Origin of the sequence: Spiribacter curvatus (genome assembly GCF_000485905.1) — a bacterium.
In the GTDB taxonomy this organism is placed as follows: Bacteria; Pseudomonadota; Gammaproteobacteria; order Nitrococcales; family Nitrococcaceae; genus Spiribacter; species Spiribacter curvatus.
In genome coordinates this window covers 1,081,760-1,104,466 of record NC_022664.1, presented here as the reverse complement: position 1 = coordinate 1,104,466, position 22,707 = coordinate 1,081,760, and the positions used below count along the sequence as shown (strand labels likewise).

The following is a 22,707-nucleotide window of genomic DNA, read 5'->3' as shown; positions in this document are numbered from 1 at the left end:
TATTACGGCCAGCGGTAGCTTGCTAAAGAGTTGGGTTTCAAACCCACCCATTCCGCAATCTGCTGATTTTGCTTCAGGCGCCTGCGCTGATGCTGCAAGCCGGCGAACACCGCCGCGGGGATACTGGCGTCTTCGACCATGGGCAGCGCGGCCTCAGCCTCGATAATGAATTGATCCCGATAGCGAGAGTTAAGGTAGGTGGACGCCCACCAGTCGACGATTCTGTCGTGGGCATCGTCTAGCAGACCGGCGGCGGGCAGGCGGTCGCGCTTCTCGCGGTTGGCTCGGCGCGTCGCCGGTAGCAGGTTCCACAAATCGTTATTGTTCCAGTGCACCCATGGCAGTGCGTGGTCGACCTCGTAGTGGTTCGCCTTCAATCGTGTGGCCGTCCATGTGCACTGGGGAGCTGGCTCAACGGCGAGCCGTGATTCGATGAGATCTCGTACCAGATGAGTGCGGCGAACCGGCGTCTGCCACCGGAGTGCCCCACGCGCCGGCCCGTCGTCATAGCGCAGCTCGTAGCCCTGCATGACATCGACCCACTCATTGATGATGGCGGGCTCCAGCCAGCAGGCATAGCGGCTCGCGCAATCCCAGATGTGGCTCGGGATGTGGAAAACACCGAATCGCAGTAGCGTCTCGCGATCCAGTCGCACGGGCACATTACGCAGACGGGTGGTAGCGGGCTCGGCGATGAACAATGGGTCAGTTGATCCCGGCCAGGTCGTGTAGCGTACTGGCATCTGGCGGATGTTCTGGCAGGCATCACGAATAGCCGCCAGCAGAAGCTTGCCGGTGTGGCTGTCAAACGCCTGGCCAACACAAAGATCAAACGCGGAAAGGTGGCGAAGCGCGTAGAAGGGGTCCTTTGCGAACCCATAACCCGTATTGCCCTGGGTCTGGGGCAGCTGACAGTCGATGACCAGCGGTTTGTAGAGCCGTAGCCAGTACAGACCAACCAGTCCCAACGGCACGGTGACATACTGATCGGTACGTCGGATCACCATGCCGGGCAGACCATCGGCAATCCGGGTGAGCACGCGCAGCAGACCAAGCTTGTAGGTCGAGGATTTCTGGTCGTTGACGATGATATGCCGCAGCACTGGCAGGGCGCCGGTGCCGTCATCAGGCAGTTGTAGACAGACCGTCTCCCACGTAACTTCGTCGCGGCCCTGGCAGTCCGGTCGGGTCCCGCCTGTGCCGCTTGGCGTGATATCAACCAACGCCCGCTGGCGGGCCAGTTGCTCAACCTCCGCCCGGCTCACCGGATGAAACGCCCGCTCGCTATCTCCCGGCCCATGGCGCAGCGTAATGCACAACCGTCCACCTGGCGCGAGCAGTTCGCTCAGCACCCGCATGGCGCGTTCACGCTCCATCGGTGGCACATGCATCCAAACCGCCGAGACGAGGATAAGGTTAAAGCGTTCTGATAGCGCTCGAACCGCGTCGAGGCCCGGCAGGCGGTCATCCATCCATTGGACTGCGTAGCCCTGCGTAAAAGCCTCTCCCAGTCCACGCAGCCGCTGCGCCGGCTCCACGGCGACAACCTCCCAGCCGCGTTTGGCCAGTGCGAGGGCATCGCGGCCCGCCCCAGCGCCGACATCCAGGGCTGCCCCGGCCACTTCGGGCAGAGAGGACAGCAAATCGGCATGCACCCCCTCGAAATCGAGCGCGTTGTAGCGCTCGAAAAGCGCGTCGGCATTATCCGAGTAATAGTCCGCCATGGCTTCTTCCCTGATTCCCGTGTGCACAGGATGTATCGTTGAGGGCGTACAGGCCAGGTCAGGCGTCGAGTCGGAGGAGCAGGATGCTCGTCTACACCAGCGATAAGCCGGGATTTCTGAGGGACGTCGGCGATAATCGGATCGCCGACCGTGTTCTCGACACAATGCAAAAGTCCGGGCAGGGCAGCGTCAGTGACAGCGAGCGCAGGTCCTGGGAGGAATCACTGCTGCGCATGAAAAACGTCCTCGAGGACAGGATCGTCCCGGATGACGCCGGCATCGCGATCGAGTATCGGATCCCGCAGACCTCCAGGCGCGTCGACCTCATTGTCTCGGGCACCGATGACAGCGGTCAGGACGTCTGCGTGATCATTGAGCTCAAGCAGTGGAGCGATGTGACGGCGACATCGAAGGATGCCATTGTCCGCACCTGGCTGGGCGGAAGCGATAGAGAGACGACGCACCCTTCCTATCAGGCCTGGAGCTATGCCTCGCTGCTGCAGGATTTCAACGCTACGGTGCAGGACGAGACGATCCGTCTGGAGGCATGCGCCTATCTGCATAACTGTGTCGATCGAACCGGGGTCTGTGACGAGCATTACCGAATGCATCTCGATCGCGCCCCGGTTTTTCTCAAGCACGATCCGCAGAAGCTCCGCGAATTCATTGCGCGGTACGTCAAAGCCGGTGATCGCAACCGCACGCTCTACCGCATCGAGCATGGCCGCATCCGGCCGTCCCGGGCTCTGGCGGCGTCGCTCTCGAATCTCATGCGTGGCAAGCGCGAGTTCCTGATGATCGATGATCAGAAGCTCGCCTATGAGACGGCCCTCGAGGTTGTGAACTTCGCCAACGCCGGGCACAAGCAGGTGCTGATCGTGGAGGGGGGTCCCGGTACGGGTAAGTCGGTGGTGGCCATCAATCTATTGATTGAGCTCATCAACCGTGGCCTCATCACCCATTACGTCACTCCCAATCGCGCGCCCCGCCAGGTCTATCAGGCCCGCCTGACAGGGACACTCAAGAAAAGCCGTTTCGATAACCTGTTCAAGGGCTCGGGCACCTATGCAGGGGCCGACGACGATGAAATGGATGCCCTGGTCGTCGACGAAGGCCACCGCATCAAGGAGCGCTCGCAGTACCAGAAAGCCGGCACCAATCAGACCCGCGACATCATCCGCGCGGCGAAGGCGAGCATTTTCTTGATCGACGAAGACCAGCAGGTCACCTGGCCGGACGCCGGGTCCATTGCCGAGATTCAGCGCTGGGCGGCGCAGGCTGACGCCACGGTGCAGCGCATGGTGCTGCAGTCACAGTTCCGCTGTAATGGCTCGGATGGGTATCTGGCCTGGCTTGATCAGCTGTTGGGGATTCGGCCGACCGCTCAGGATGATCTCGAGGGCGTGCCCTATCACTTCGAAGTGGTGGACTCCCCGGGTGAGCTACAGCGGCGGGTGGTGGAGCTGGATCGCGCCGGCAGCAAGGCGCGGGTGGTGGCCGGCTATTGCTGGGACTGGGTGAGCAGAAAGACGCCGGGCGTCGCTGATATCGAATTCCCTGAGGCCGGCTTCGCCATGGCCTGGAATCTTGATGAGGACGAGGGGCGATATCTGGAGCGGGCACACTCCATTGATCAGGTCGGCTGTATCCACACTGTGCAGGGGCTGGAGATGGACTATGTCGGGGTGATCATCGGCCCCGACCTGGTGGTGCGAAACGGTGAAATCGTCACACAACCGGCCGCGCGGGCAAAAACCGATCGCTCCCTGCGGGGTCATAAGACCCTGTTCGAAACCGATCCTGCCGAGGCGACCGCAAGGGCGGACCGCATCATCCGCAACACCTACCGCACGCTCATGAGCCGTGGAATGAAGGGTTGCCTTGTCTACTGCACCGATACCGAGACGCAGGCCTGGTTCCAGGCCCGCGCGGCGGAGGCCATTGCCGCGCCCACGAGGTCGGGAGTCCACCCTGAAGGGCCTGACACTGACAATGTGGTTTTCCTTGACGCATCGGACGTCACTCCCGCGGACAACGCCGTGCCATTCGTGGAAATGACTGCCGCGGCCGGGGCCTTTGCCGACTCACCGGTGCGCCAGAGCAGCCCAATCGACTCACAGACCTGGGTCGAATTGCCGGAGTTGTTTAACGCCCGAGCGGATCACTTCGTCATGCGCGTGGTGGGTGAGTCCATGAACCTGCGCATTCCCAATGGTTCTCTCTGCCTGTTCCGCGCCAGCCCCGGTGGCACTCGAGAGGGCAAAATCGTCCTCGTCCAGCATCGCGATATCCAGGATCCGGATACCGGTTCCGGACTGACCGTCAAGCGCTATCATAGTGAAAAGGCACCGGCTGATGACGGGGAAGGCTGGCGGCACCAGCGAATCGTCCTTGCGTGTGAGACCACCGCCCCGGGTTATGAGGACATCGTCTTCGAGTCGGCGGACGAGGTCGGAGATCTGCGGGTGCTGGCCGAGTACGTGGCGACAGTCGGTTAGACGTTTAGGAACACCCGGAGCCCCCATGAACCTGCGCCAGAAATCCCGCACCACCTCCGCGGTCCTGACATTCCTCTTTGGGCCTCTCGGCGTTTTTTACTCCAGCGCGGCAGGGGCCATCGTGCTGATTCTGGTGGCGCTTGCAAGCGCGGGCACGGTCATTGGCCCGGTGCTGTGCTGGATCGCGGCGATGATCTGGGGCGATCACACCGTCCGGCGCCACAACGAGTCCGTGGACCGGTTGCTGAATCGCTCGTCAGGTGACGATGGGGACGGCCCCCGTTAACTGCTTCGCTACACTCCCTCACCCGCCTGATCCCTACGCCCTATCTAAGTTTCCCACCATCGCATGAGCCGAGCCGTTGCCTCGGCCGCCCATACTGGCGACCAACCCGTAGCGACGGTCCCAGCCATAGTAGGCGCTCGCCACGCCGAGCCATCATTGTCTGCAGCACCGTATGGGCGAGGTCTACAGCGATCCGGGTGCTTGACCTAGACCGTGGCGACGGCGCCGTCACTGCGCGGGTCGGTCGCACCTTCGAGCAGACCGTCGGGATGCCGGACGATGGCCCCGGCATGTCCCATCATGCCGTCGAACGGCTCGACCACCTCCACTGCGTGTCCCGCCTCGGTGAGTGCCTGAATCACCGCGTCCGGAAGGCGAGATTCCACTTTCAGCCCGGTCGAGGAATCACCCCACGTCCGGCCCAGCAACCAGCGCGGCGCCGTGACGGCAGCCTGCAGAGGCATCCCAAAGCGGGCATGGCGCGTGAACACGGCGGCCTGTGTCTGCGGCTGTCCCTCACCCCCCATCGTGCCGTAGAGCATATGGCGGCCATCCGCGAAGGTGGCCATGGCGGGATTCAGGGTGTGGAAGGGGCTTCGTCCGGGTTCGAGCGCTTGCGGGTGATCCGGAGTGAGGCCGAAGCTCATCCCGCGGTTCTGCATAAGCACACCACTCTCCGGCAGAACGATGCCAGCGCCAAACTCCCAATAGATCGACTGAATAAAGCTCGTGGCTTGGCCGTTCGCATCGACTGCCCCCATCCAGACGGTATCTCCAGGGGCGGCGGGATGCGGCCAGGGCGCGGCCCGCTGCGGATCGATGGCGGCGGCAGCGGAATCCAGGTGGCGGGCGTCAAGCAGATCGACCGCCTGGGTCCGCATCCATTCGGGGTCGGTTACCTCGGCGTCCCGCACCCGGAAGGCCTGCTTGGTGGCCTCGATGAGCCCGTGGATATGGGCGAAACCCTCGCCGTCAGGGACCCGCAGGCGATCAAAAACACCCAGGATCATGAGCGATGCAAGACCCTGCGTGGGCGGTGGCATGTTGTACAGCTGGGTGTCCCGGCTGGTGATCGATAGCGGATCGACCACCTGCGCTTTGTACCCGGTGAAGTCATCAAGCCGTAGGGGGCTGCCGAGTGCTTCAAGATCGTGGGCCAGACTCTGGGCCACGTCACCTTGATAGAAATCGCCCAACCCGGCTCGACCAAGCTGCTCGAGCGTGTCTCCCAGACGCCTCTGAATGAGTCGATCCCCCCGCTGTGGGACGCTCAGATCGTCCGCGAGAAACGTCTCGGCAAACCCGGGAATATCCTGCAAGCCGTCGAGCTTCTGGCGGGTCAGGGCCTCCTGTCCCGCGGTGGTGGGCACGCCCTCCCGCGCCATCGCGACGGCGGGAGCCATCAGGCGGGCCACGGGCATCCGCCCACTCGTGGCGTTGGGTTGTGCAAGTGCGGCCATCCAGCCGCCAACCGTACCCGGGACGGTGAGCGCGGCGAGCGGCCCGCGAGCCGGAATCGTGGTTGTGCCCTGGGCCTGGTACCAGTCGCGACTGGCCAGACCCGCGGCCGGACCGCATGCATCGATGCCTGAGGGGCGTTGTCCCGCCTCGCCCACCAGCCAGAAGCCGTCGCCGCCGATGGCGTTCATGTGCGGATAGACCACTGCAATAACGGCGGCGGCCGTCACCATCGCCTCGACAGCGGTGCCGCCCTCGCGCAGGACATCCCGGCCTGCCTCCGCGGCCATGTGATGGGGCGCAGTCACCATGCCGCGATGGCCAAGAGGAGTGTTGATCATGAGCTCGATCCCAGTAGGTCAAAAAACATTCGGGCCGCAGTGAGAGCCAGAAACCCGGCAAAGGCCAGTCGGAGCCAGCGGGGATTGATCCGGTGCGCCAGCTTGGCCCCCAATGGCGCCGTTTTCATGGTCAGCGGCACGATCAACGCAAACCCGACGAGGTTGATATACCCGATACTGCCCGGCGGGCGATCCGGCAATCCCAGCCCCGCAATGAGAAAACCCAGTGCCCCGGGGACGCCGATAATCACCCCAAGGGCAGACGCCGTCCCGACGGCCCGTCGAATGGGGTAATTGAACGCGGATAGAATAGGCACGCCTAACGTGCCGCCCCCGATCCCCATCACTGCCGAGACGCTGCCAATGCCAGCTCCCAGCAGCCGTTGTAACCCGCGCGTGGGCAGGGTAGCTGCCAGTGTCGTTCCCTCAGAGCGCATGGCCATATTGGCTGCAACCGCAAGCGCCACCAGAGCGAAGATAGCACTCAAAACCGCACCCTCAAGCAGACTCCCAAACAAGCCGCCGATAACAGCACCTGCAAGAACGGCCGGGGCGAGAGTACGCAGCAGTTCAATGTCCATGGCACCTCTGCGGTGGTGCGAGCGCGCCGACACAATGGACGTCGGAATGATCGTCGCGAGCGAGGTGCCGACGGCCAGATGCATCCGCACCGCCGGGTCAATATCGAGCAGCGTGAAGAGGTGATAGAGCACGGGGACGATCACGATACCGCCTCCCACTCCAAGCAGGCCGGCCATCACGCCGGCAATGATACCCGTCGCGAGGAGCGCTAATGCCAATCCGAACAGCCAGGCAGGATGATATTGCGCCAGAAATTCCATCGCCTACCACCCTAAGGCCGCCGGCAGCCACGTTGCCATCTGGGGGAAGATGAAGAGCAGGCCGAGGCCGATGAGCTGCAGGGCGATAAATGGGAGCACACCGATATAGATATCCCGAGTCGTGATGCCAGGGGGAGAGACGCCCTTGAGAAAGAACAGCGCCCAGCCGAAGGGTGGTGTGAGGAATGAGGCCTGCAGGTTCATTGCGACCAGAATCCCGAACCAGACCATGTCCACGCCCGCGGCCTGGAAGATGGGCAGGAACATCGGTAATGCGATGTAGGAGATCTCGATCCACTCAAGGAAAAACCCCAGGATAAACAGCAGCAGCATCATGAACAGCAGCTCGGCGTTCAGCCCGCCGGGAAGGAGCGCGAATAGCGCCTCTACCAGGTGTTCCCCGCCCAGACCGCGGAAGGCGAGCGCAAACGGCTGTGCGCAGATCAGGATGAAGAACACCATGGCCGAGATGCTCACTGTACCCTTCAGGGTTGCCGCCATGATGGGCCGGTCGAGCCGTCGGCTCACGAGAGCGATGACGATACTGCCCGCGGCGCCCATGGAGGCGGCCTCGGTCGGCGCGGCTACGCCACCGATGATAGAGCCAAGAACGGCGAAGACGAGCAGAATGGTCGGCGCCACGCTTTTAACGAGGCGAAAGAGCAGATCGCTACCGGAAAGGCTGTCGCGCTCCGATTGGGGAATGGGCGGCACGGTCTCTGGCCGAACCATGCCCAGTACAAGCAGATAGATGACATAGACCGCGGCCAGCATGAGCCCCGGAAATAGCGCGGCGGCGAACAGGCTACCGACCGATTCGCCGAGGATATCCGACAGCAAGATCAACACCAGGCTTGGCGGGAGGATCTGACCCAGCGTGCCTGAGGCGCAGATCGTGCCGCAGGCAACGCTACGGCTATAGCCCCGGCGCATTAAGACAGGGAGCGTGAGCAGGCCCACCGTGACAACGGTAGCGCCAACGATGCCGGTGGCCGCGCCCATCAACACGCCCACCAGAACGATTGCGATGCCCATGCCACCACGCAGTCCACCCATCGCATGACCGAGAGTCTCGAGCAGGGCATCGGCAATTTTCGATTTCTCGAGCATTACGCCCATGAATACAAACAACGGGATCGCGAGCAGGGTGTAATTAGTCACGACGCCGTAGATGCGCGACGGAAGGAGGTCGAAGAGGGTGGACCCGAACCCGAGGAAACCGAACAAAAGCCCGGAGGTTGCCAGAGAGATGCCAACCGGGATACCGATCAAAATCATGCCCATAAAGCCCGCGAGCATGAGCAGTGCTAGGACTTCCTGAGGGCTCATTCATGGACTCCTTTGCGAGCGGTGCGGAATGTGGCCACTGCCTCGAAAAGGGCTCCGAGTGCCTGCAGGGCGAGTAGACCGAAGCCAATCGGGATAAAGGCCTTCAGGAGAAATCGGTGAGGCAGGCCACCGGGATTCGGAGAGCCCTGCCCCATCGAAAAGGACGCCTGGACGTAGGGAATCGCCACCCAGGCGAGGTAGACACCGATGGCCAGCGTTAATAGAGCGGTGAGCATGTCCACAAAGGCCTGTACTGTCGGGCGCATGTGCTCGTAGAACACATCAACGCGGACATGCTCACCATGATGGAGGGCATACGACATACCGAGCAGGGCGATGGGCGAAATCAGATGCCATTCGAGCTCCTGCAGCCCGACATTGCCGGTGCTGAATAGGTAGCGGGCGAGGACGTTGGCGGTCACCAGAATGACCAGCAACAGTGCACTCGCCTTGGCTAGCCAGCCGCTTGCATCCAATATTCGCCCGATCCACTCCGTCATGCGCGACATGTCGTTTCCCTCAACCTGGCTTAGGCGTTGTTCAGGAAGCGCTGGACTGGGCCCTCACTGAGCGCGGCCCAGGAGGCGTGCTTGTCGAGGAATGCAAAGTACGCGTCGTGCACCTTGCGGGTTTCCGCGTCCTCGGCGGCCCCTTGTTCCAGCACATCCATGGTCACTTCGCGCAGGCGGGAGACCACAGAGTCTGGGAGCGTGTCAGCCACCACTCCCTCGTTTTCAACGAGGTCCTTTAGTGCATCGGCATTGTTGGCCTCGGACCAGGCATGACTTTCGAGGTTGCAGGCCATGGCGGCAGTGCGGACGATTGCTTTTAGGTCGTCTGGGAGCTCGGCCCAGGCATCTGCGTTTATGAGCAGCTCCGTGGCGTTGCTCGGCTCGTGCCAGCCCGTGGTGTAGTAGTACTTTGCCGCCTGGTGTAGGCCGAGTCGCCGGTCCTGGTACGGACCCACAAACTCGGCGGCGTCGATCACGCCCCGCTCCAGGGCCGGGAAGATCTCACCGCCTGGGAGCAGCCGAACATTGACACCCAGCTCTGCGTACACCTTGCTCGCAAGACCTGGAATCCGCATCGTCAGCCCATCGAAGTCCTCGACCGAGGTGATCGGCTCACGGAACCAGCCGGTCATCTGTACACCGGTATTGCCCATCGGAAATGCAACCATGCCTCGGTCTGCGTACAGCTCCTGCCACAGCTCAAGACCACCCCCGTGATAAAGCCAGGCATTCATTCCCTGGAAGTTCATGCCAAAGGGCACGGTCGTGAAGTACTGTGCGGCAGGAATTTGACCCGCCCAGAAATAGGCGTTGGCCGCGTTCATCTCCACGGTGCCCGCGGACACGGCCTCATAGCCCTCGAGGGCCGGGATCAGTTCGCCGGCGGCGAAATGCTGGATCTTTAGTCGCCCCCCGGACATGGCCTCTACCTTGCGGCAGAAATCCTCCGGGCTTCCCGGACCGCTGACATAGAACGGGGACTCCGGGGGATAGGCATTGGTGATGCGCCAGTTGAAGGTCTGGGATGACTGCGCCTTAGCCACCATGGGCGCACCAATGATGCCGGACCCGGCGGCTACGCCCGCACCGGCTTTCAGGAAATCACGTCGCTTGATACTCATTGCGCTTACCTCGCGGTTGTCGAAGAGCCATTGGGCTCAGGATCCACAACATTCAGCGCAAGGCCCGTGCCAACCTCGCTTATCGGCCGCTAGAGGCCTGTGCGGCGGGTATTTGGTCCGTCTGGTGACATGCAGCGCACGGTTCCTCAATCCGGTGCGAACGCACCAAGCCGGTGCCTGTGCCGAAAAACCAGAAATGACAATCGGACGTTCGGAGCGGATTTGACGCCCGTTTGTTATTGAGCTGCGATTGTTGGAGAGCTTTTTGCATCAGATAGGTGGGCAAGCGCCGCATCCGTATGGTGAGCACCGTTTCGGACTGGATGCCCGTATAAGGAGCACGGAGGACCCGATTGTGGTGGACGCAACGGATCGAAAGATTCTTGAGCTGTTAATCGAAGACAGCCGGATGAGTTTCGCGGAAGTCGGCCGTCAGGTCGGGCTATCCCGGGCTTACACCCGGGAGCGGATACGGCACCTGGTGGATCAGGGGGTAGTCGAGAAATTCACAGCCGTAGTGAACCCCGCGAAGATGGGGCGCGCCGTCTCGGCATTTATTGATGCCCGCATACGCCCGGATAGGATTGAGGCCTACTGTGACCGGCTGGGAGCGGCTCCTGAGGTGGTTAGTCTTTACCTGATGAGCGATATGCAAAGCCTGCATATTCACACCCTCACGGATACTGAAGGCGACCTGGATGCGTTTGTCTCCCATCACTTTTTCAGCCGGGACGGTGTGATCAGCATTGAATGCAAACAACTGCTGCGCCGGATCAAGCATCGCCGAGGAGGGCCTCGAATCTAGTCGGCTCATGGCTAGCAGGTGTTTGCCAGGGGATGCGCTGCTACACCAACGAACGGCCGCATCAGCATTCCGGGCTATGCAACACCCAAGAGAGCAGAATGGTGCTCGCCCGGTATCGCTACATCCAGAACCCGGACGTCGGTACCAGAATGCTTGTCAAGCGCTATCACAGTGGGAACGCACTGACCGAAGACGGCGAGAGCTGGCGTTAACGATAACGAAGATCTGGTATCGCGCTAAGTGATCGGCCACCGCGCTTGTGGATGCTCACTCACACCCCTGATGCTGGCGCCACATCTCGGGGTCATGCCCCTCGGGCACATCATCACAATCCGAGCGGGTGCTGTAGCCGCGGGCTTCGTTGTACCGGGCGACCTGCTCATCGGTGATGATATCCAGCGTCTCCAGGTGCGCCTCCAGGTGCACGTAGCGCAGGTCGCTGCGACGCTCGGCGATGGTATCGAGGTGGTCCCGGAGCTCGTTAGGCGTTACATCGCCCGACTGAAAGGCGGACTCGAGCGCGGCCTCGGCTGCGATAAACCGCTCACCCGCGGCGATGGCCTCGGCCTGCATGGTAGTGAACAGGTTTTCGATGGCTGCCTGCTGATCGGCATCCAGATTGATTTCATCCGTAAGCTCAAGCAGGTGTGAGGGCCCTGGTACGCCGTTCAGTTCGGCAACCCGTGCCAACCCCCAGCCGCCGCCACGGCGGAGTGCTTCAATGTCGTCGGCAGACAGGCTTTTAATGGCGCGATCTTCGTCACCGCGGTATTCCGAATGCTGGGCGAGGGCGGTGCCGCTCAGACCAGCGATGGTCAGGGCAAGGATGAGAGATTTCAGTATCTGCATGTTTTCTCACCGCGGCACATTAACTATTCGACATATTCCCCCAACTCTCTCTCAACCCGTTTGGCGTCTGCAACCGCTCGGTCCATGAGAGCAAAGCCGGTGAGTCGGCCACCGCTGTAGTGGTTCCAGCGGCCGTTCTGTGCGGCAACCCACTCGCCATGGCTGGACGGTGGATGGACAGCGACTGGATACAGCGTTGTCTTGATGATGATGGTGTCCGGCTTGCCGTCGTAGACGGCGGCATCCCCGGCGAGCGTTTTCCCGAGGACGCTCGCCTGGCGGCGGAGTGCCCGCACATAAGGACGGATGACACCCCGGTGTTCCACGCAGTCCCCCAGGGCAAGGATGCACCCGTCGCTCGTGCGCATCTGGTCATCGACCACCAGGCCCTGATGGGTTTCAAGCCCTGCCTGGTTCGCCAGGTGGGTATTGGGCTGAAGACCGAGCGCCGAGATCACCAGATCACCCCGCCAAGTTTCACCCGTGGTCAGTGTGGCCGTCAGGTCCCCAGTCGGTTGAGTATTGAGTGACTGCACGCTGCGACCGGTATGGACATCAATGCCCTTCTCGATGAACCGGGCCTCAAGCGAGCGGGCGGCCGCTGCGGGAAGCAGGGCGGAGAGGAGATGCTCCGCGCGTTCCACCAGCGTGACGCGATGCCCAGCCACTGTGAGGTCATTGGCGAATTCACTGCCGATCAGTCCGCCGCCGATGATCAAGATGGAGGATTGCCCGCCATCCACTCTCGATCGAACGACTCGATAGTCCTCCAGGGAGTTGACGGTGTGGATGGTGCCATCCCCGTCGCCAGGCTGCGGCAGTCTGCGCTGCTCGGCGCCCATCGCGATCACCAGCCGATGATAGGGCACGCCGCCACGGGCGGTGATGACGCGCCGCCGGCCACGGTCGATGCTGAGTGCCCGCGTGTGCGCCAGCAGCTCGACATCATGTTTCGCCGCCTGCTCCGGCCCCTGGCGCATGATGATCTCATCGGGGGCCAACCCTTCCCCTGCGGCGCTCGAGAGCCGCGGTTTTGGATAGTGATGGCCGGCATCCGCGGTGATCAGCACGATGGCTCGGTTCGGGTCTGCCCGGCGGATGGCTTCAGCCGCTGCCCATCCGGCCATGCCGCCGCCAATAATGACCACCTGTGAGGGGTCGGCGGGCAGCGTTCGTGACGCGACTGACGGCGGCCGGTGGCGGTGTCTGTGTCGCGTCGTCGATCGGCACGAAGTCAGCCTTGCTGACCCCGCAGTCGGGGCATACCCAGTCATCGGGGATGTCCTCATAGCGGGTACCGGGCGGCAGGCCGCCGTCCGGATCGCCATTGGCTTCATCGTAGATGTAGCCGCAGACAAGGCAGATGTATTGCCGATAATCAGAAGCGCTATGGGCGGTCATTGGGTTCAGGCCGCCTCGAGCCGTGCGAGCTCTTTGCGGATATGCTTGATCGCGGGGGTGACGATCGCGACGAAATACGATTCCCGGAGTTTTCGCTGTGCCGGTGCATCCGCGAGGTAGCCGCGGGCACCGGCATGAAGCATGGCCGCCTGGGAGGCCCGCAGGCTAAGGGCCGAGCCCCGCTCGCGCACCTGCAGAACGTCACGGAAGAGGCTGTCGCTGGCGTCCCCATGCACCTCATCCGCCAGGGCGTGGACGGCGGCGCGCAGATCCGTCAGCTCCTCACGCAGCGCCTCCGGCTGCTCGTCGAGATAACCGTTGACGTGCGCGTGCGTTTTCGCCATCGACTCCATGATCTCGATGCACCCCTCGATGACGCCGAGCGGCATGCCCATCTGCAGGAGCACGAACCCGGCACGGATCCGGGGCAGAAATCCGGCGGCATCGTGGCTGATTACCTGGTCATTGGGAATGAACACATCATTGAAGTGGCATGCATAGGTCCCGCTGCCTTCCAATGCGACAAACTCGGCGCATTGCTTGAGCGCAAAACCGGGTGCTGCGCAGTCGACCAACGCCATCACCCGCCTGCCCGTGGAGGCGTTATTGAATACCGCTGCAAAGACATGACCGTCGGCCAGGTTGGAAACCCAGGGCAGGGTGCCGCTTGCGATATAACCACCCTCAGTCGGCCGGACATGAATCTTCAGCTCTTCGATGGCCGCGACGTTTTTCATACCGTTGGACAGCCCCGTGCCGCCAAGCGTTTGACCGCTGGCCACGCGGTCGAGCCATTTCTCGCGTGTCTCCGGCACCTCTGCATTGTCGAGGTACCAGGTCAGGGCGTCATGACACCAGACGCAGAACCCCGTGGACATGCAGACCCGCGACACGTCGCTCATGGCATCGATGGCGTCCGCAAAGTCATAGCCATTCTGTGATGTATGGCGGTTGTAGCGCCCGCCCTCGCCAAAGCGGCGCATGAACGACTCGGGGTAGTGGCCCGCCCGGTCGATGTCGACAACGATCGGCTCGAGTGCATGGGTCACCAGTTCTTTCGTGTCGGCGGTGGGTCGGGCAATCGCCTCGGCTACGCTCGCCATGGTCGTCTCCAGTAAGAAACATCGATCTGCGAAAGCGTATTGGGATGATTACTCGCTGAGAAATATCAATTGGGCATATCGATATTGCGGTTTCGTCTGATTATATCGATATGAAAAAAGGTTTCTTCAATCGGCTTCGATCGACTTGTACCGTTCGCTGATCAATTGAATCAGCGGAGAAAAACATGCCGGCTGGTATTCGGATCGACCATCTCAACCACTGGTTCAATCGGAATGATCCGCCCGTACTGCAGGATATTTCCGTGGCGGTACCACCCGGGCAGAGCCTTGCCCTGGTTGGCGAGAGTGGCTGTGGTAAATCCACATTGCTGAACATGATCGCGGGCATGATCCGTCCCACCGCCGGCTCCATTCATATTGGTCAGACCCGGGTGCTCGGGCCGCGCCCGGAGTGGAATATCATGTTCCAGCATGCGGCTCTCTACCCCTGGCTGAATGTGGTGGACAACGTCGCGCTGGGGCTCGAATTCGCTGGCATCGGGAAGGCGAGGCGAATAACGGCCATGGACATGCTCGATCGGGTCGGCTTGCGGGATAAAGCGCGCAGTCGTCCGCGGGATCTCTCCGGCGGTCAGCAACAGCGCGTTGCGCTCGCCCGCTCACTGGTCATGTCGCCCTCCGTGCTGTTGCTCGATGAGCCGTTTTCGGCGCTTGACACCTTCACGCGTACCGATCTTCAGGATGAGGTGCTCGGGATCGTAGCCGAGCAGGGGATAAGCCTTGTTCAGGTCACTCATGATCTGGATGAGGCGATCATCATGGGTGATCGGATTGGGGTCATGGAGCGCAGTCCCGGCCGTATACATGCCCTGGTCGATAATCGAATGACCCGACCCCGTCGTCCTGGGATGCCGGGATTTGCCGACATGCGTGACGAGCTGCTGGCCGCCTTCGGTCGGGCCCGGCGCAGTCCGTCGACACCGGTCACCAGCACAGAAGCAGCACCTTCCATGGCTGTCGGGCTCTAGCCCGCCCGCCGATCCCATCGAATTGAAGCCGGAGTACTCATGAGCAACAGGCACACATCACCGGACCAACATCACCACGCGCAGTGCGGATGCGATGAAGTCCTGTCGACCGATTACCACATTCAGGCGGACCGGCGTCGGTTTGTGCTGGATGGCATGGCAGTGATCGGCGGACTGGCCGCGGGGTTGACGCTGCCGACGGGAGCAGCGAGTGCGCAGGACGCTGAGAATCCGGTACTGAATATCGGTTATCTGCCGATCACCGATGCCACCTCGATGCTCACCGCCTACGCCATGGGGTACTTCGAGGATGAGGGGGTTACGACAGAAGCGCCGGAATTGATTCGAAGCTGGTCGGGCCTCGTCGAAGGGTTCGTCCGTGGGCGCTTCAATCTCGTCCACCTGTTAAAGCCGATACCCGTATGGATGCGCTACAACAACGACTTCCCGGTCAAGATCATGGCCTGGGCCCACATCAACGGTTCGGGATTGGTGGTCGGTGGACGTTCCGGGATTGAGTCCTTCGCCGAACTGGGTGGCACGCAGATCGCGGTTCCCTATTGGTATTCCATTCACAACACGTTGATTCAGATGGGACTGCGTAACGCGGGCCTCCGCCCCGTTATTCAGCGCCAGGAAGATCCGCTTGCCGATGATGAGGTGAACCTCCTTATCCTTCCGCCCCCGGAGATGCCCTCGAGTCTGGCGGCAGGGCAGATCGATGGATACATCGTTGCCGAGCCGTTCAATGCGGCCGGCGAGCTGCTTGCGGGCGGTCGGTTGCTGCGATTTACCGGCGATATGTGGGAGAACCATCCGTGCTGCGTTGTATGCATGAATGAAAAGCAGGTGAATGCCAGACCTGAATGGACCCAGCGGGTCATTAATGCGGTCGTGCGCGGTTCCGAATATGCGCAGCAGAATAAAGGCAAGGTCGCTGAGATGCTCTCAAGGGACGGGCAGGGCTATCTGCCCATGCCGGCAGAGGTGGTCCGCCGGGCCATGACGCATTACGACGAGCCGGAATATCGGGACAGCGGAGCGGTGAGTCACCCGGACTGGCGGGTCGGGCGGATCGATTTCTCTCCCTACCCTTACCCCTCAGCAACCAAGCGGCTCGTCGTGGAAATGAACCAGACGCTGGTCGAGGGGGATACAACCTTCCTGCAGGGCCTTGACCCGGATTTCGTCGCTGATGATCTGGTGGAGTACCGATTTGTGGAAGAGGCGCTGCGTCAGCACCCGGGCGCCAATTATCTGGATGAGTTGACCCGGAAAGAGCGCATCAAGCTGTGATGTCATCAGCAATAGCGAACGATAGCACCACGCGGTGGGCTCAACGGTTGCTCGACCGGGTCGCTTATCCGATCGCGGGCGCACTCGCCTTGTTGCTGCTTTGGTGGGCGGGTGGTCAATACATCAAGGCGCAGCCTGATTTATTCGCGTTCACGCGCTTTGCCCCGGAGGCCGCGCTGCCAGCGGCCTGGGAGCTGCTTGTCAGTGGCGCGCTGCTTGAGGCTGCCGGGGCAAGTCTCTACCGCGTCGGTTTTGGGATGGCATTGGCGGTTCTGATTGCTGTGCCGCTTGGCATTGTTGTCGGGTCGTCGGCCGTGCTTCGCCGTGTGACCGGCTTTCCGTTCCAGCTGCTGCGCATGGTGAGTCCATTGGCGTGGATGCCGATCGCGGTGATGGTTTTCGCCACTTGGAATGGGGCCATCGTCTTTCTGATTTTCATGGCAGCGGTATGGCCGGTGCTGTTCTCAACCGCATTCGCGGTGCAGCGCATCGACCCGTTGCATTCAAGAGTGGCGCGGAATCTGGGCGCACCACCCATCGGTCGGCTGTGGCGGCTGACGCTTCCGTCTATTGCCCCGGATGTGCTGGCGGGCATTCGCCTCGCTCTGGGCGTGGCCTGGGTGGTGCTTGTGCCAGCCGAATATCTGGGAGTGACGAGCGGGCTGGGTTATGCAATCAACGACGCCCGGGACATTCTCGCCTATGACCAGCTAGCGGCACTGGTGCTGTGGATCGGTGTGATTGGTTATGGGCTCGATGGCCTTGTTGTGACGCTTGCCCGTCGATTCGATTGGCAGTCTTGAGTGATTTGTAAAAAAAGGAGAACGCTGAAATGAGTGAATCCGCAGAGAAAACCGTCCGCAAACACCTCCGTCCCATCGATCGGGATGGGTTGTTGAGCTTTGCGGAAAAGGGCCGTAACAACCCGAACACTCAGGGAACCAATAAGGTTCAGACGGTGGTAGAGGGTCAGTACCGCACCGTCAGCCATGTTCGGGGTCATGAAGTGGTCGTTGATGAGCCGCTACATCTCCTTGGCCAGGATACCGCACCCGCCCCCGCTGAGGTCGTGCTGTCTGCGCTTGGCGGGTGCCTGGCGGTTGGCATCATCGCGGTCGCGACCTGGAAGCAGGTCTCGCTGAGTAATCTAGAGCTGCATCTGGAAGGGGATATCGGCAACCCCGCAGCCTGGGGAGCGGGTGGACATGAGGCCTCACCTGAGGCGATGGGCATTCAGGCCGTGCGTGTCAAAGTCGATATCGATGGCGATGCCTCGCGGGAAGTATTGGATGAGATTGTCCAGCGGGCGAATTATTTCTCACCGGTGGGTAACACCGTGCGCAATCCGATTGACTTTGAGATTGGGCTGGCCGAGGACTGACCGCCCGGCCGGTGGCGGACTTGCTCGCGCTAATGACGGTGAAATCCTGCGGCTGTTTCTTCGGCTAACCCCGCCGCTCCAGACCCATCGCCCAGAAGTCGATCTCAAGCCGCGTGGCGTCGCGGAAGACCGTCACCAGTTCCTCGAAGCGCGCGGGGGTGACGCCCCCCAGTCGGGCATCGATCCATTGCTGCTCGGCCTGCATCGCGTCCTGGAATTCCGCGCTCTCGTACATTGCGATCCAGGCGTCGTAGGGGTTATCCGCACCGCGTACGGTGCTGGAACGCTGATTGATCCAGTTGGCGACCTCGCCATAGCCAATCACGCAGGGGGCAAGTGCCACATGCAGATCCAATAGATCGCCGCGATGGCCGGTATCGAGCACATAGCGGGTATAGGCCATCGTGGCGCGGGCCTCGGGCAGTGCCTCGAGCTCGGCCTCGCTGATGCCCCATTCACGGCAGTAGTCCACATGAAGTCCCAGCTCGAGATCAACGATGGCTTTCAGCCCCTCGTGGGCCTGGCGCAAGTCGGCAAGCGTGCGGCTTTTGTAGGCAGCGAGCGCAAAGGCGCGGGCGAAGTGAATCAGGAACAGATAGTCCTGCTTGAGGTAGTGCTGGAAGGAGTCGCGGGGCAGCCTGGCATCGGCGAGCTGCGCGACGAAGTCATGCTGGATGTAGGCCTGCCAGGCCGTCTCACAGGCGGCCTTTAGATCACTGAATCGGTATTGCGTGTCGTCAGTCATGTCTCACCCTCAGCGTAGCTGGCTGTCTTTACTGCCGCGGCGGTTGTAGATGCTGTGAGCCCCCCGGGCCTGGTCGGCCTCTTCCTGGCAGCTTACGCACAGGCGGACGCCCGGCATGGCTCGGCGGCGCCCCTCGGGAATGGGCACCTCGCAGTCCTCGCAGTTCGTCAGGCTCTCGCCCTCGGGCAGGGCACTGCGTGCCCGCTGCACCGCATCGCTGACGGTGCTGTCGATTTCTTCCTGTGCGGCGTCTTCGCTGGCCCAGCCCTTTGCCATGCAGTTGCTCCTGAAACGCTTTGCGAGAGTGTACCAATGAGTCTGATCAATGGCCTTCACCCGATAACGGCGGTTGCCTTGGATTGTGCACGGGTTATTCCCGGTTAACCTTGCAAAAAGCCCGGGAAGCGCGGACGGTGAGCGGGTAACGGCTCGCTATCGATAGGAGACGCCGCCATGATGGGTCTGTTCAAGCTGATTCGTTTTCTGTTCACGCTGGTGAATCCCGCCACCAACGCCTTATCGAATGCGCCACTGGAGTGGAAGTATCTGGCGACCAATGGCCTTGCGTTTATGTGGTGTGTCGCATTTGGGCTGTATGTTGGCGAATATGTCACGATTGGTTATTCCATCGTCGGCCACATCGCGCTCATTACCATGTGCTTTGTGACGTATTACGTGCTCCGCTACAGCCGAAAGCGATTCGATCCCAGCGAGCGGCAGTAAGGCCCGCGGCAGAATAGGGGAGACGGAGAGCGTGCTTGAGACCGACGCGCTCATTGCGCCTCAAGCGCTCTGCTAAAATGGCGGGATGTGTCTGATCAACGGCCTTCACCACATAACGGCGGTTGCCGCCGACCCCCAGCGTAACCTCGATTTCTACACCGATGTGCTGGGCCTGAGGCTGGTCAAAAAGACCGTTAATCAGGACGATCCGTTCACCTACCACCTCTATTACGGCGATGCTCGGGGCGGGCCGGGATCGACGCTGACGTTCTTTCCCTTCCCCGGCGTGCCGGCGGGACAGCCCGGCCGGGGGCAGCCGATCGAGACGCGCCTCGCGGTGGCATCGATGGCCCTCGGGGAGTGGCGCGAGCATCTGATGGCTGCCGGGATAGCGGTTCGGGCTTCAACGACCGGTGATCAATTGAGCGCATTGCATTTCACCGATCCGGACGGTCTGCCGCTGGCGCTGGTGGGACAGGCGGCCGGCGCCGATGCTGAACGGACCATCCAGGGACTTGCGGGCATGTCGTTGTCCAGTCATCGGCCCGAGGCGACCGCCCGTGTGCTCACGGACCTGCTCGGTTACACCCCGATGCATGCGGATGCCAGCGGGCAGTGGTTTCAGGGCCAGGGTGAACGGACCCTCGACCAGCTACAGCTCCTCAACGACGTTGCACCGGGACAGGCGGGCTACGGCACCGTCCATCATGTCGCGTTTCGGGTCGCGGATCGTCCGGCGCTGCTCGAGATGCTGGAGCAGGTACAGGCGCGGCAGCTGCCGTGTTCCGGTGAGGTCGATCGGTACTATTTCCGCTCGGTGTACTTCCGCGAACCCGGTGGCATGCTGTTTGAGATTGCCACGGATGACCCCGGGTTTGACGTGGATGAGCCGGTGGAATCACTGGGCAGTGCCCTCAAGCTAGCGCCGGTGCATGAGCCGATGCGCGCCACCATCGAGGCGCAGTTGCCAGCGCTTGTCACTCGGCGCCTATGACAACCTTTAAGGTCGGTGAAAAGGACCGCGATGGGCGGCAGAAGCGCATTGACTACTCAGGCCGCTACCTGCGGGCGAGCCGCACCGGCGGGGGGGGGTACCCGCCCAGCGCTCGATGGCACCGTCGCTTGACGGCCTGAACACCGCATAGGCTTAATGCACTCAATCATCAATGAATGGTCTCATAATCCAGCATCACGCTCTTCATGAACACCTGATAACGGATCGGCTGCTGGTGGAGATCAACAAACAGGGCCGCTGACTTGCGTATTTTTCTCATTCTCTCTGGATTGCTGGGACTCCTCTCGGTCGGTATCGGCGCAATGTCAGAGCATCTGATTCGGCCGGACGTCGACGCCGAATATTTCCGCTATCTGATGACAGCCGTGCGCTACAACCAGGTGCATGCAGTGGCGCTGCTGGGGCTTGCGTTCGGGTTCGGGCTGCCGCTGGCCGACGCGACGCGCGGGCGTCTCCAGATCGCGGCCTGGCTGATGACCGTCGGTACGCTGCTCTTTAGTGTCAGTATCTATCTGGGCGTCTCGCTGGATATCATCGAGATCACCTATCTGACGCCGGTTGGAGGGACGCTTCTGATGTTTGCCTGGCTGGCGATCGTCTGGGCGGGGTGGAAGGCCCGATAGGCGCTGTGAACGGAAGGATGCGATGAAGACACTGGGCTTGATCGGTGGAATGAGCTGGGCGTCCACGCAGACTTACTACCGGTTGATCAATGAGGGCGTCCAACAGCAGCTCGGTGGCCTGCATTCGGCGGAAGTACTCCTCCATAGTGTTGATTTCGCCGCCATTGAGCGGATGCAGTCCAACGCTGAATGGAAACGCGCCGGTGCCCGTCTTGCCGGCATTGGTCGCCGCCTTGAGATGGCGGGTGCCGATGCACTGGTGCTCTGTACCAACACGATGCATAAAGTGGCCGACTCAATCGATCAGGCGACCTCTATTCCTTTCCTGCATATTGGCGACATCACCCGTCGGGCCATCGACGCCGGGGAGCACACGCATGTCGGTCTGCTGGGTACACGATTCACCATGGAGGAGGGGTTTCTGGCTGAGCGTATCCGTTCAGACGCAGTAACCGTCGACATACCGGATGAGGCGGATCGTATCCGGATCGACCAGGTGATCTTCAATGAACTCTGCCGCGGAGAAGTAGTGCCAGCTTCACGCGAGGTGCTCCAGCGCATCATCGCCGATCAGGAGGCCCGCGGAGTGGAAGCGGTGATTTTCGCGTGCACAGAGATTGGCCTGCTCCTCAATCCGACCGATCTCAAGCTCCCAGTGCTCGATACCACCGAGCTGCATGCCCGCGCCGCGGTCGCTTTCGCCCTCGCGGATGACTGACTCCACGGCCATGCCGCTTGACGAGCTTGCCGGCCTGATCGGGCAGGAGCCGGATACAAGCCTGACGCAAGTCGCTGAGGGATGGCGTGTGGTGCGTCCCCAGACCATCAGCGTCATAAAGCGACAGCGGCTCTCCGGGGTCGGTGTTGATGCCGGCGTACGCTATCCCGCCATCGAGATCAGTACTGGTCTTCGCGGTAACGTCAGTGCTGCCGCCAACGCGGCGATGCGGGCCTATCGGCTTAACCCCCAAAGTGCGATTGGCGCCGTGCAGTCCGCTCATTCTTCCAACCAGGCAGGACTGATGCTGGGCAGTCGGATCTGTATCGACAGCGAGGTGCCATGGCATACCACCGGGCGGCATCTCGTACGTCTGGCGGTGACCGAGGCCGGCACTCATCTTTTCACCGACCCACGGATGGGGAGTGCGCCGCTTGATCGCGCGGGCCTGGGGGTGTGGCGTAACGGATTGCAGGGCATTGCAAGCGTCGAAGCCAATGGCTGGCGTGTGCGGCGGCGCGCCGCGGATGTGCTCTGGGCAGAACCGCTGGGCTGGCCGGCGGTGCGCGGTGCAACGGTCCGGTTGGCAGTGATGGCGAACAGCCCTCGGATCGGTCGGGGGCTCGACTACGGCCTGCAGATGCCGCAGCAATATGCGCACAAGGATGAGCTTGCCGGTATCTGTGATGCGCTCAATGAGCAGGAGTGGCAGAACGCAACCGGTGCACCGCATATCGGCGCCTGGTCAGCGACGGATGACGGTCGCTGTCGCTACCAGGCCAGCATCCCGGCACGGCTGGGCCGCCGGATGCCCGATCTGCCCCGGCAGCTGCTGGCCACATCGGGGGCGCGCGCGAATGCGGCGCTCGACATGCAGATGCGGATGTGACTGGCCGCCCAGAAACATGGGCAGATAGACCACCGCGAGCAGGCCACCGATCAGACACA

23 protein-coding genes and 1 pseudogene are annotated in these 22,707 nt (G+C 61.8%); 12 read left to right on the top strand and 12 right to left on the bottom strand.

Annotation, left to right across the window (positions count from 1 at the left end; translation table 11 throughout):
* Positions 1–2: 2 nt before the first annotated feature.
* Positions 3–1,724, bottom strand: coding sequence for a class I SAM-dependent methyltransferase (locus tag SPICUR_RS05475; RefSeq protein WP_023366888.1), 1,722 nt, complete (start codon positions 1,722–1,724; stop codon positions 3–5).
* Positions 1,725–1,807: 83 nt separating this feature from the next.
* Between SPICUR_RS05475 and SPICUR_RS05470 the strand changes: the two genes are divergently transcribed.
* Positions 1,808–4,222: a DNA/RNA helicase domain-containing protein gene (locus tag SPICUR_RS05470; protein WP_023366886.1), complete on the top strand. Its 2,415-nt coding sequence runs from the start codon at positions 1,808–1,810 to the stop codon at positions 4,220–4,222.
* Positions 4,223–4,247: 25 nt separating this feature from the next.
* Positions 4,248–4,508 (top strand): hypothetical protein, encoded by a 261-nt coding sequence (locus tag SPICUR_RS05465; protein ID WP_023366884.1) that lies wholly within the window; start codon positions 4,248–4,250, stop codon positions 4,506–4,508.
* 206 nt (positions 4,509–4,714) lie between these two features.
* Here the strand turns inward: SPICUR_RS05465 and SPICUR_RS05460 are convergent, their stop codons facing one another.
* The 5 genes from SPICUR_RS05460 to SPICUR_RS05440 are packed head-to-tail and all read right to left on the bottom strand — an operon-like array spanning position 4,715 to position 10,111.
* Positions 4,715–6,307 carry a gamma-glutamyltransferase family protein gene (locus SPICUR_RS05460; protein WP_041381735.1) on the bottom strand — a complete coding sequence of 531 codons (1,593 nt, stop codon included), beginning with the start codon at positions 6,305–6,307 and terminating at the stop codon, positions 4,715–4,717.
* The gene (locus SPICUR_RS05455) at positions 6,304–7,149 is read right to left on the bottom strand and encodes a sulfite exporter TauE/SafE family protein (RefSeq protein WP_023366880.1); all 846 of its coding nucleotides are present in this window, start codon (positions 7,147–7,149) and stop codon (positions 6,304–6,306) included. Before SPICUR_RS05455 ends, SPICUR_RS05460 begins: the two co-directional genes overlap by 4 nt.
* Before the next feature lie 3 nt (positions 7,150–7,152).
* Positions 7,153–8,478 carry a TRAP transporter large permease gene (locus SPICUR_RS05450; RefSeq protein WP_041381733.1) on the bottom strand — a complete coding sequence of 442 codons (1,326 nt, stop codon included), beginning with the start codon at positions 8,476–8,478 and terminating at the stop codon, positions 7,153–7,155.
* A complete protein-coding gene (locus tag SPICUR_RS05445) occupies positions 8,475–8,987 on the bottom strand; it encodes a TRAP transporter small permease subunit (RefSeq protein ID WP_023366876.1) in 513 nt (170 codons plus the stop codon). The genes SPICUR_RS05450 and SPICUR_RS05445 overlap by 4 nt, the downstream gene beginning before the upstream one ends.
* Before the next feature lie 20 nt (positions 8,988–9,007).
* Positions 9,008–10,111, bottom strand: a complete 1,104-nt coding sequence (locus SPICUR_RS05440; protein ID WP_023366874.1) for a TRAP transporter substrate-binding protein — start codon at positions 10,109–10,111, stop codon at positions 9,008–9,010.
* 358 nt (positions 10,112–10,469) lie between these two features.
* Here SPICUR_RS05440 and SPICUR_RS05435 point away from each other — a divergent pair, with 358 nt between their 5' ends.
* Positions 10,470–10,916 carry an Lrp/AsnC family transcriptional regulator gene (locus SPICUR_RS05435; protein ID WP_041382296.1) on the top strand — a complete coding sequence of 149 codons (447 nt, stop codon included), beginning with the start codon at positions 10,470–10,472 and terminating at the stop codon, positions 10,914–10,916.
* A gap of 267 nt (positions 10,917–11,183) precedes the next feature.
* On the opposite strand, the gene SPICUR_RS05430 is transcribed toward SPICUR_RS05435, so the two are convergent.
* The 4 genes and pseudogenes from SPICUR_RS05430 to SPICUR_RS05420 form a co-directional block, all read right to left on the bottom strand.
* Positions 11,184–11,765 carry a Spy/CpxP family protein refolding chaperone gene (locus SPICUR_RS05430; RefSeq protein WP_023366868.1) on the bottom strand — a complete coding sequence of 194 codons (582 nt, stop codon included), beginning with the start codon at positions 11,763–11,765 and terminating at the stop codon, positions 11,184–11,186.
* Between the two features lie 23 nt (positions 11,766–11,788).
* A complete protein-coding gene (locus SPICUR_RS10245; protein WP_418064544.1) occupies positions 11,789–12,133 on the bottom strand; it encodes an NAD(P)/FAD-dependent oxidoreductase in 345 nt (114 codons plus the stop codon).
* A pseudogene (locus SPICUR_RS10240) lies at positions 12,116–13,166 on the bottom strand (FAD-dependent oxidoreductase); the annotation flags it as partial. The pseudogene SPICUR_RS10240 and the gene SPICUR_RS10245, both read right to left, overlap by 18 nt.
* Before the next feature lie 5 nt (positions 13,167–13,171).
* Entirely contained in the window at positions 13,172–14,269 is a 1,098-nt protein-coding gene (locus tag SPICUR_RS05420; RefSeq protein ID WP_023366864.1) for an acyl-CoA dehydrogenase family protein, read from the bottom strand.
* A gap of 185 nt (positions 14,270–14,454) precedes the next feature.
* On the opposite strand from SPICUR_RS05420, the gene SPICUR_RS05415 reads away from it, so the two are divergent.
* From SPICUR_RS05415 to SPICUR_RS05400, 4 genes are read left to right on the top strand one after another with little or no spacing between them, the layout of a single operon-like run.
* Positions 14,455–15,258: an ABC transporter ATP-binding protein gene (locus SPICUR_RS05415; RefSeq protein WP_023366862.1), complete on the top strand. Its 804-nt coding sequence runs from the start codon at positions 14,455–14,457 to the stop codon at positions 15,256–15,258.
* 39 nt (positions 15,259–15,297) lie between these two features.
* Positions 15,298–16,554 (top strand): ABC transporter substrate-binding protein, encoded by a 1,257-nt coding sequence (locus SPICUR_RS05410; RefSeq protein ID WP_023366860.1) that lies wholly within the window; start codon positions 15,298–15,300, stop codon positions 16,552–16,554.
* 47 nt (positions 16,555–16,601) lie between these two features.
* Positions 16,602–17,357 carry an ABC transporter permease gene (locus SPICUR_RS05405; protein WP_023366858.1) on the top strand — a complete coding sequence of 252 codons (756 nt, stop codon included), beginning with the start codon at positions 16,602–16,604 and terminating at the stop codon, positions 17,355–17,357.
* Positions 17,358–17,386: 29 nt separating this feature from the next.
* Entirely contained in the window at positions 17,387–17,935 is a 549-nt protein-coding gene (locus SPICUR_RS05400) for an OsmC family protein (protein ID WP_023366856.1), read from the top strand.
* 64 nt (positions 17,936–17,999) lie between these two features.
* Here SPICUR_RS05400 and tenA read toward each other — a convergent pair whose 3' ends face one another.
* Positions 18,000–18,680, bottom strand: coding sequence for a thiaminase II (gene tenA / locus SPICUR_RS05395; protein WP_023366854.1), 681 nt, complete (start codon positions 18,678–18,680; stop codon positions 18,000–18,002).
* Between the two features lie 9 nt (positions 18,681–18,689).
* Complete coding sequence (locus SPICUR_RS05390) at positions 18,690–18,956, bottom strand: DksA/TraR family C4-type zinc finger protein (RefSeq protein ID WP_041382291.1); 267 nt, start codon at positions 18,954–18,956, stop codon at positions 18,690–18,692.
* A 177-nt stretch (positions 18,957–19,133) separates the two neighbouring features.
* On the opposite strand from SPICUR_RS05390, the gene SPICUR_RS05385 reads away from it, so the two are divergent.
* The 5 genes from SPICUR_RS05385 (at position 19,134) to SPICUR_RS05365 (ending at position 22,648) form a co-directional block, all read left to right on the top strand.
* Positions 19,134–19,403 (top strand): hypothetical protein, encoded by a 270-nt coding sequence (locus tag SPICUR_RS05385; RefSeq protein WP_023366850.1) that lies wholly within the window; start codon positions 19,134–19,136, stop codon positions 19,401–19,403.
* Positions 19,404–19,488: 85 nt separating this feature from the next.
* Positions 19,489–20,397, top strand: a complete 909-nt coding sequence (locus SPICUR_RS05380; protein WP_023366848.1) for a VOC family protein — start codon at positions 19,489–19,491, stop codon at positions 20,395–20,397.
* 323 nt (positions 20,398–20,720) lie between these two features.
* A complete protein-coding gene (locus SPICUR_RS05375; protein ID WP_023366844.1) occupies positions 20,721–21,041 on the top strand; it encodes a DUF423 domain-containing protein in 321 nt (106 codons plus the stop codon).
* 22 nt (positions 21,042–21,063) lie between these two features.
* Positions 21,064–21,759 carry an aspartate/glutamate racemase family protein gene (locus SPICUR_RS05370; RefSeq protein ID WP_041381728.1) on the top strand — a complete coding sequence of 232 codons (696 nt, stop codon included), beginning with the start codon at positions 21,064–21,066 and terminating at the stop codon, positions 21,757–21,759.
* Positions 21,752–22,648, top strand: a complete 897-nt coding sequence (locus SPICUR_RS05365) for a hypothetical protein (protein ID WP_148291320.1) — start codon at positions 21,752–21,754, stop codon at positions 22,646–22,648. Before SPICUR_RS05370 ends, SPICUR_RS05365 begins: the two co-directional genes overlap by 8 nt.
* Positions 22,649–22,707: the final 59 nt, after the last annotated feature.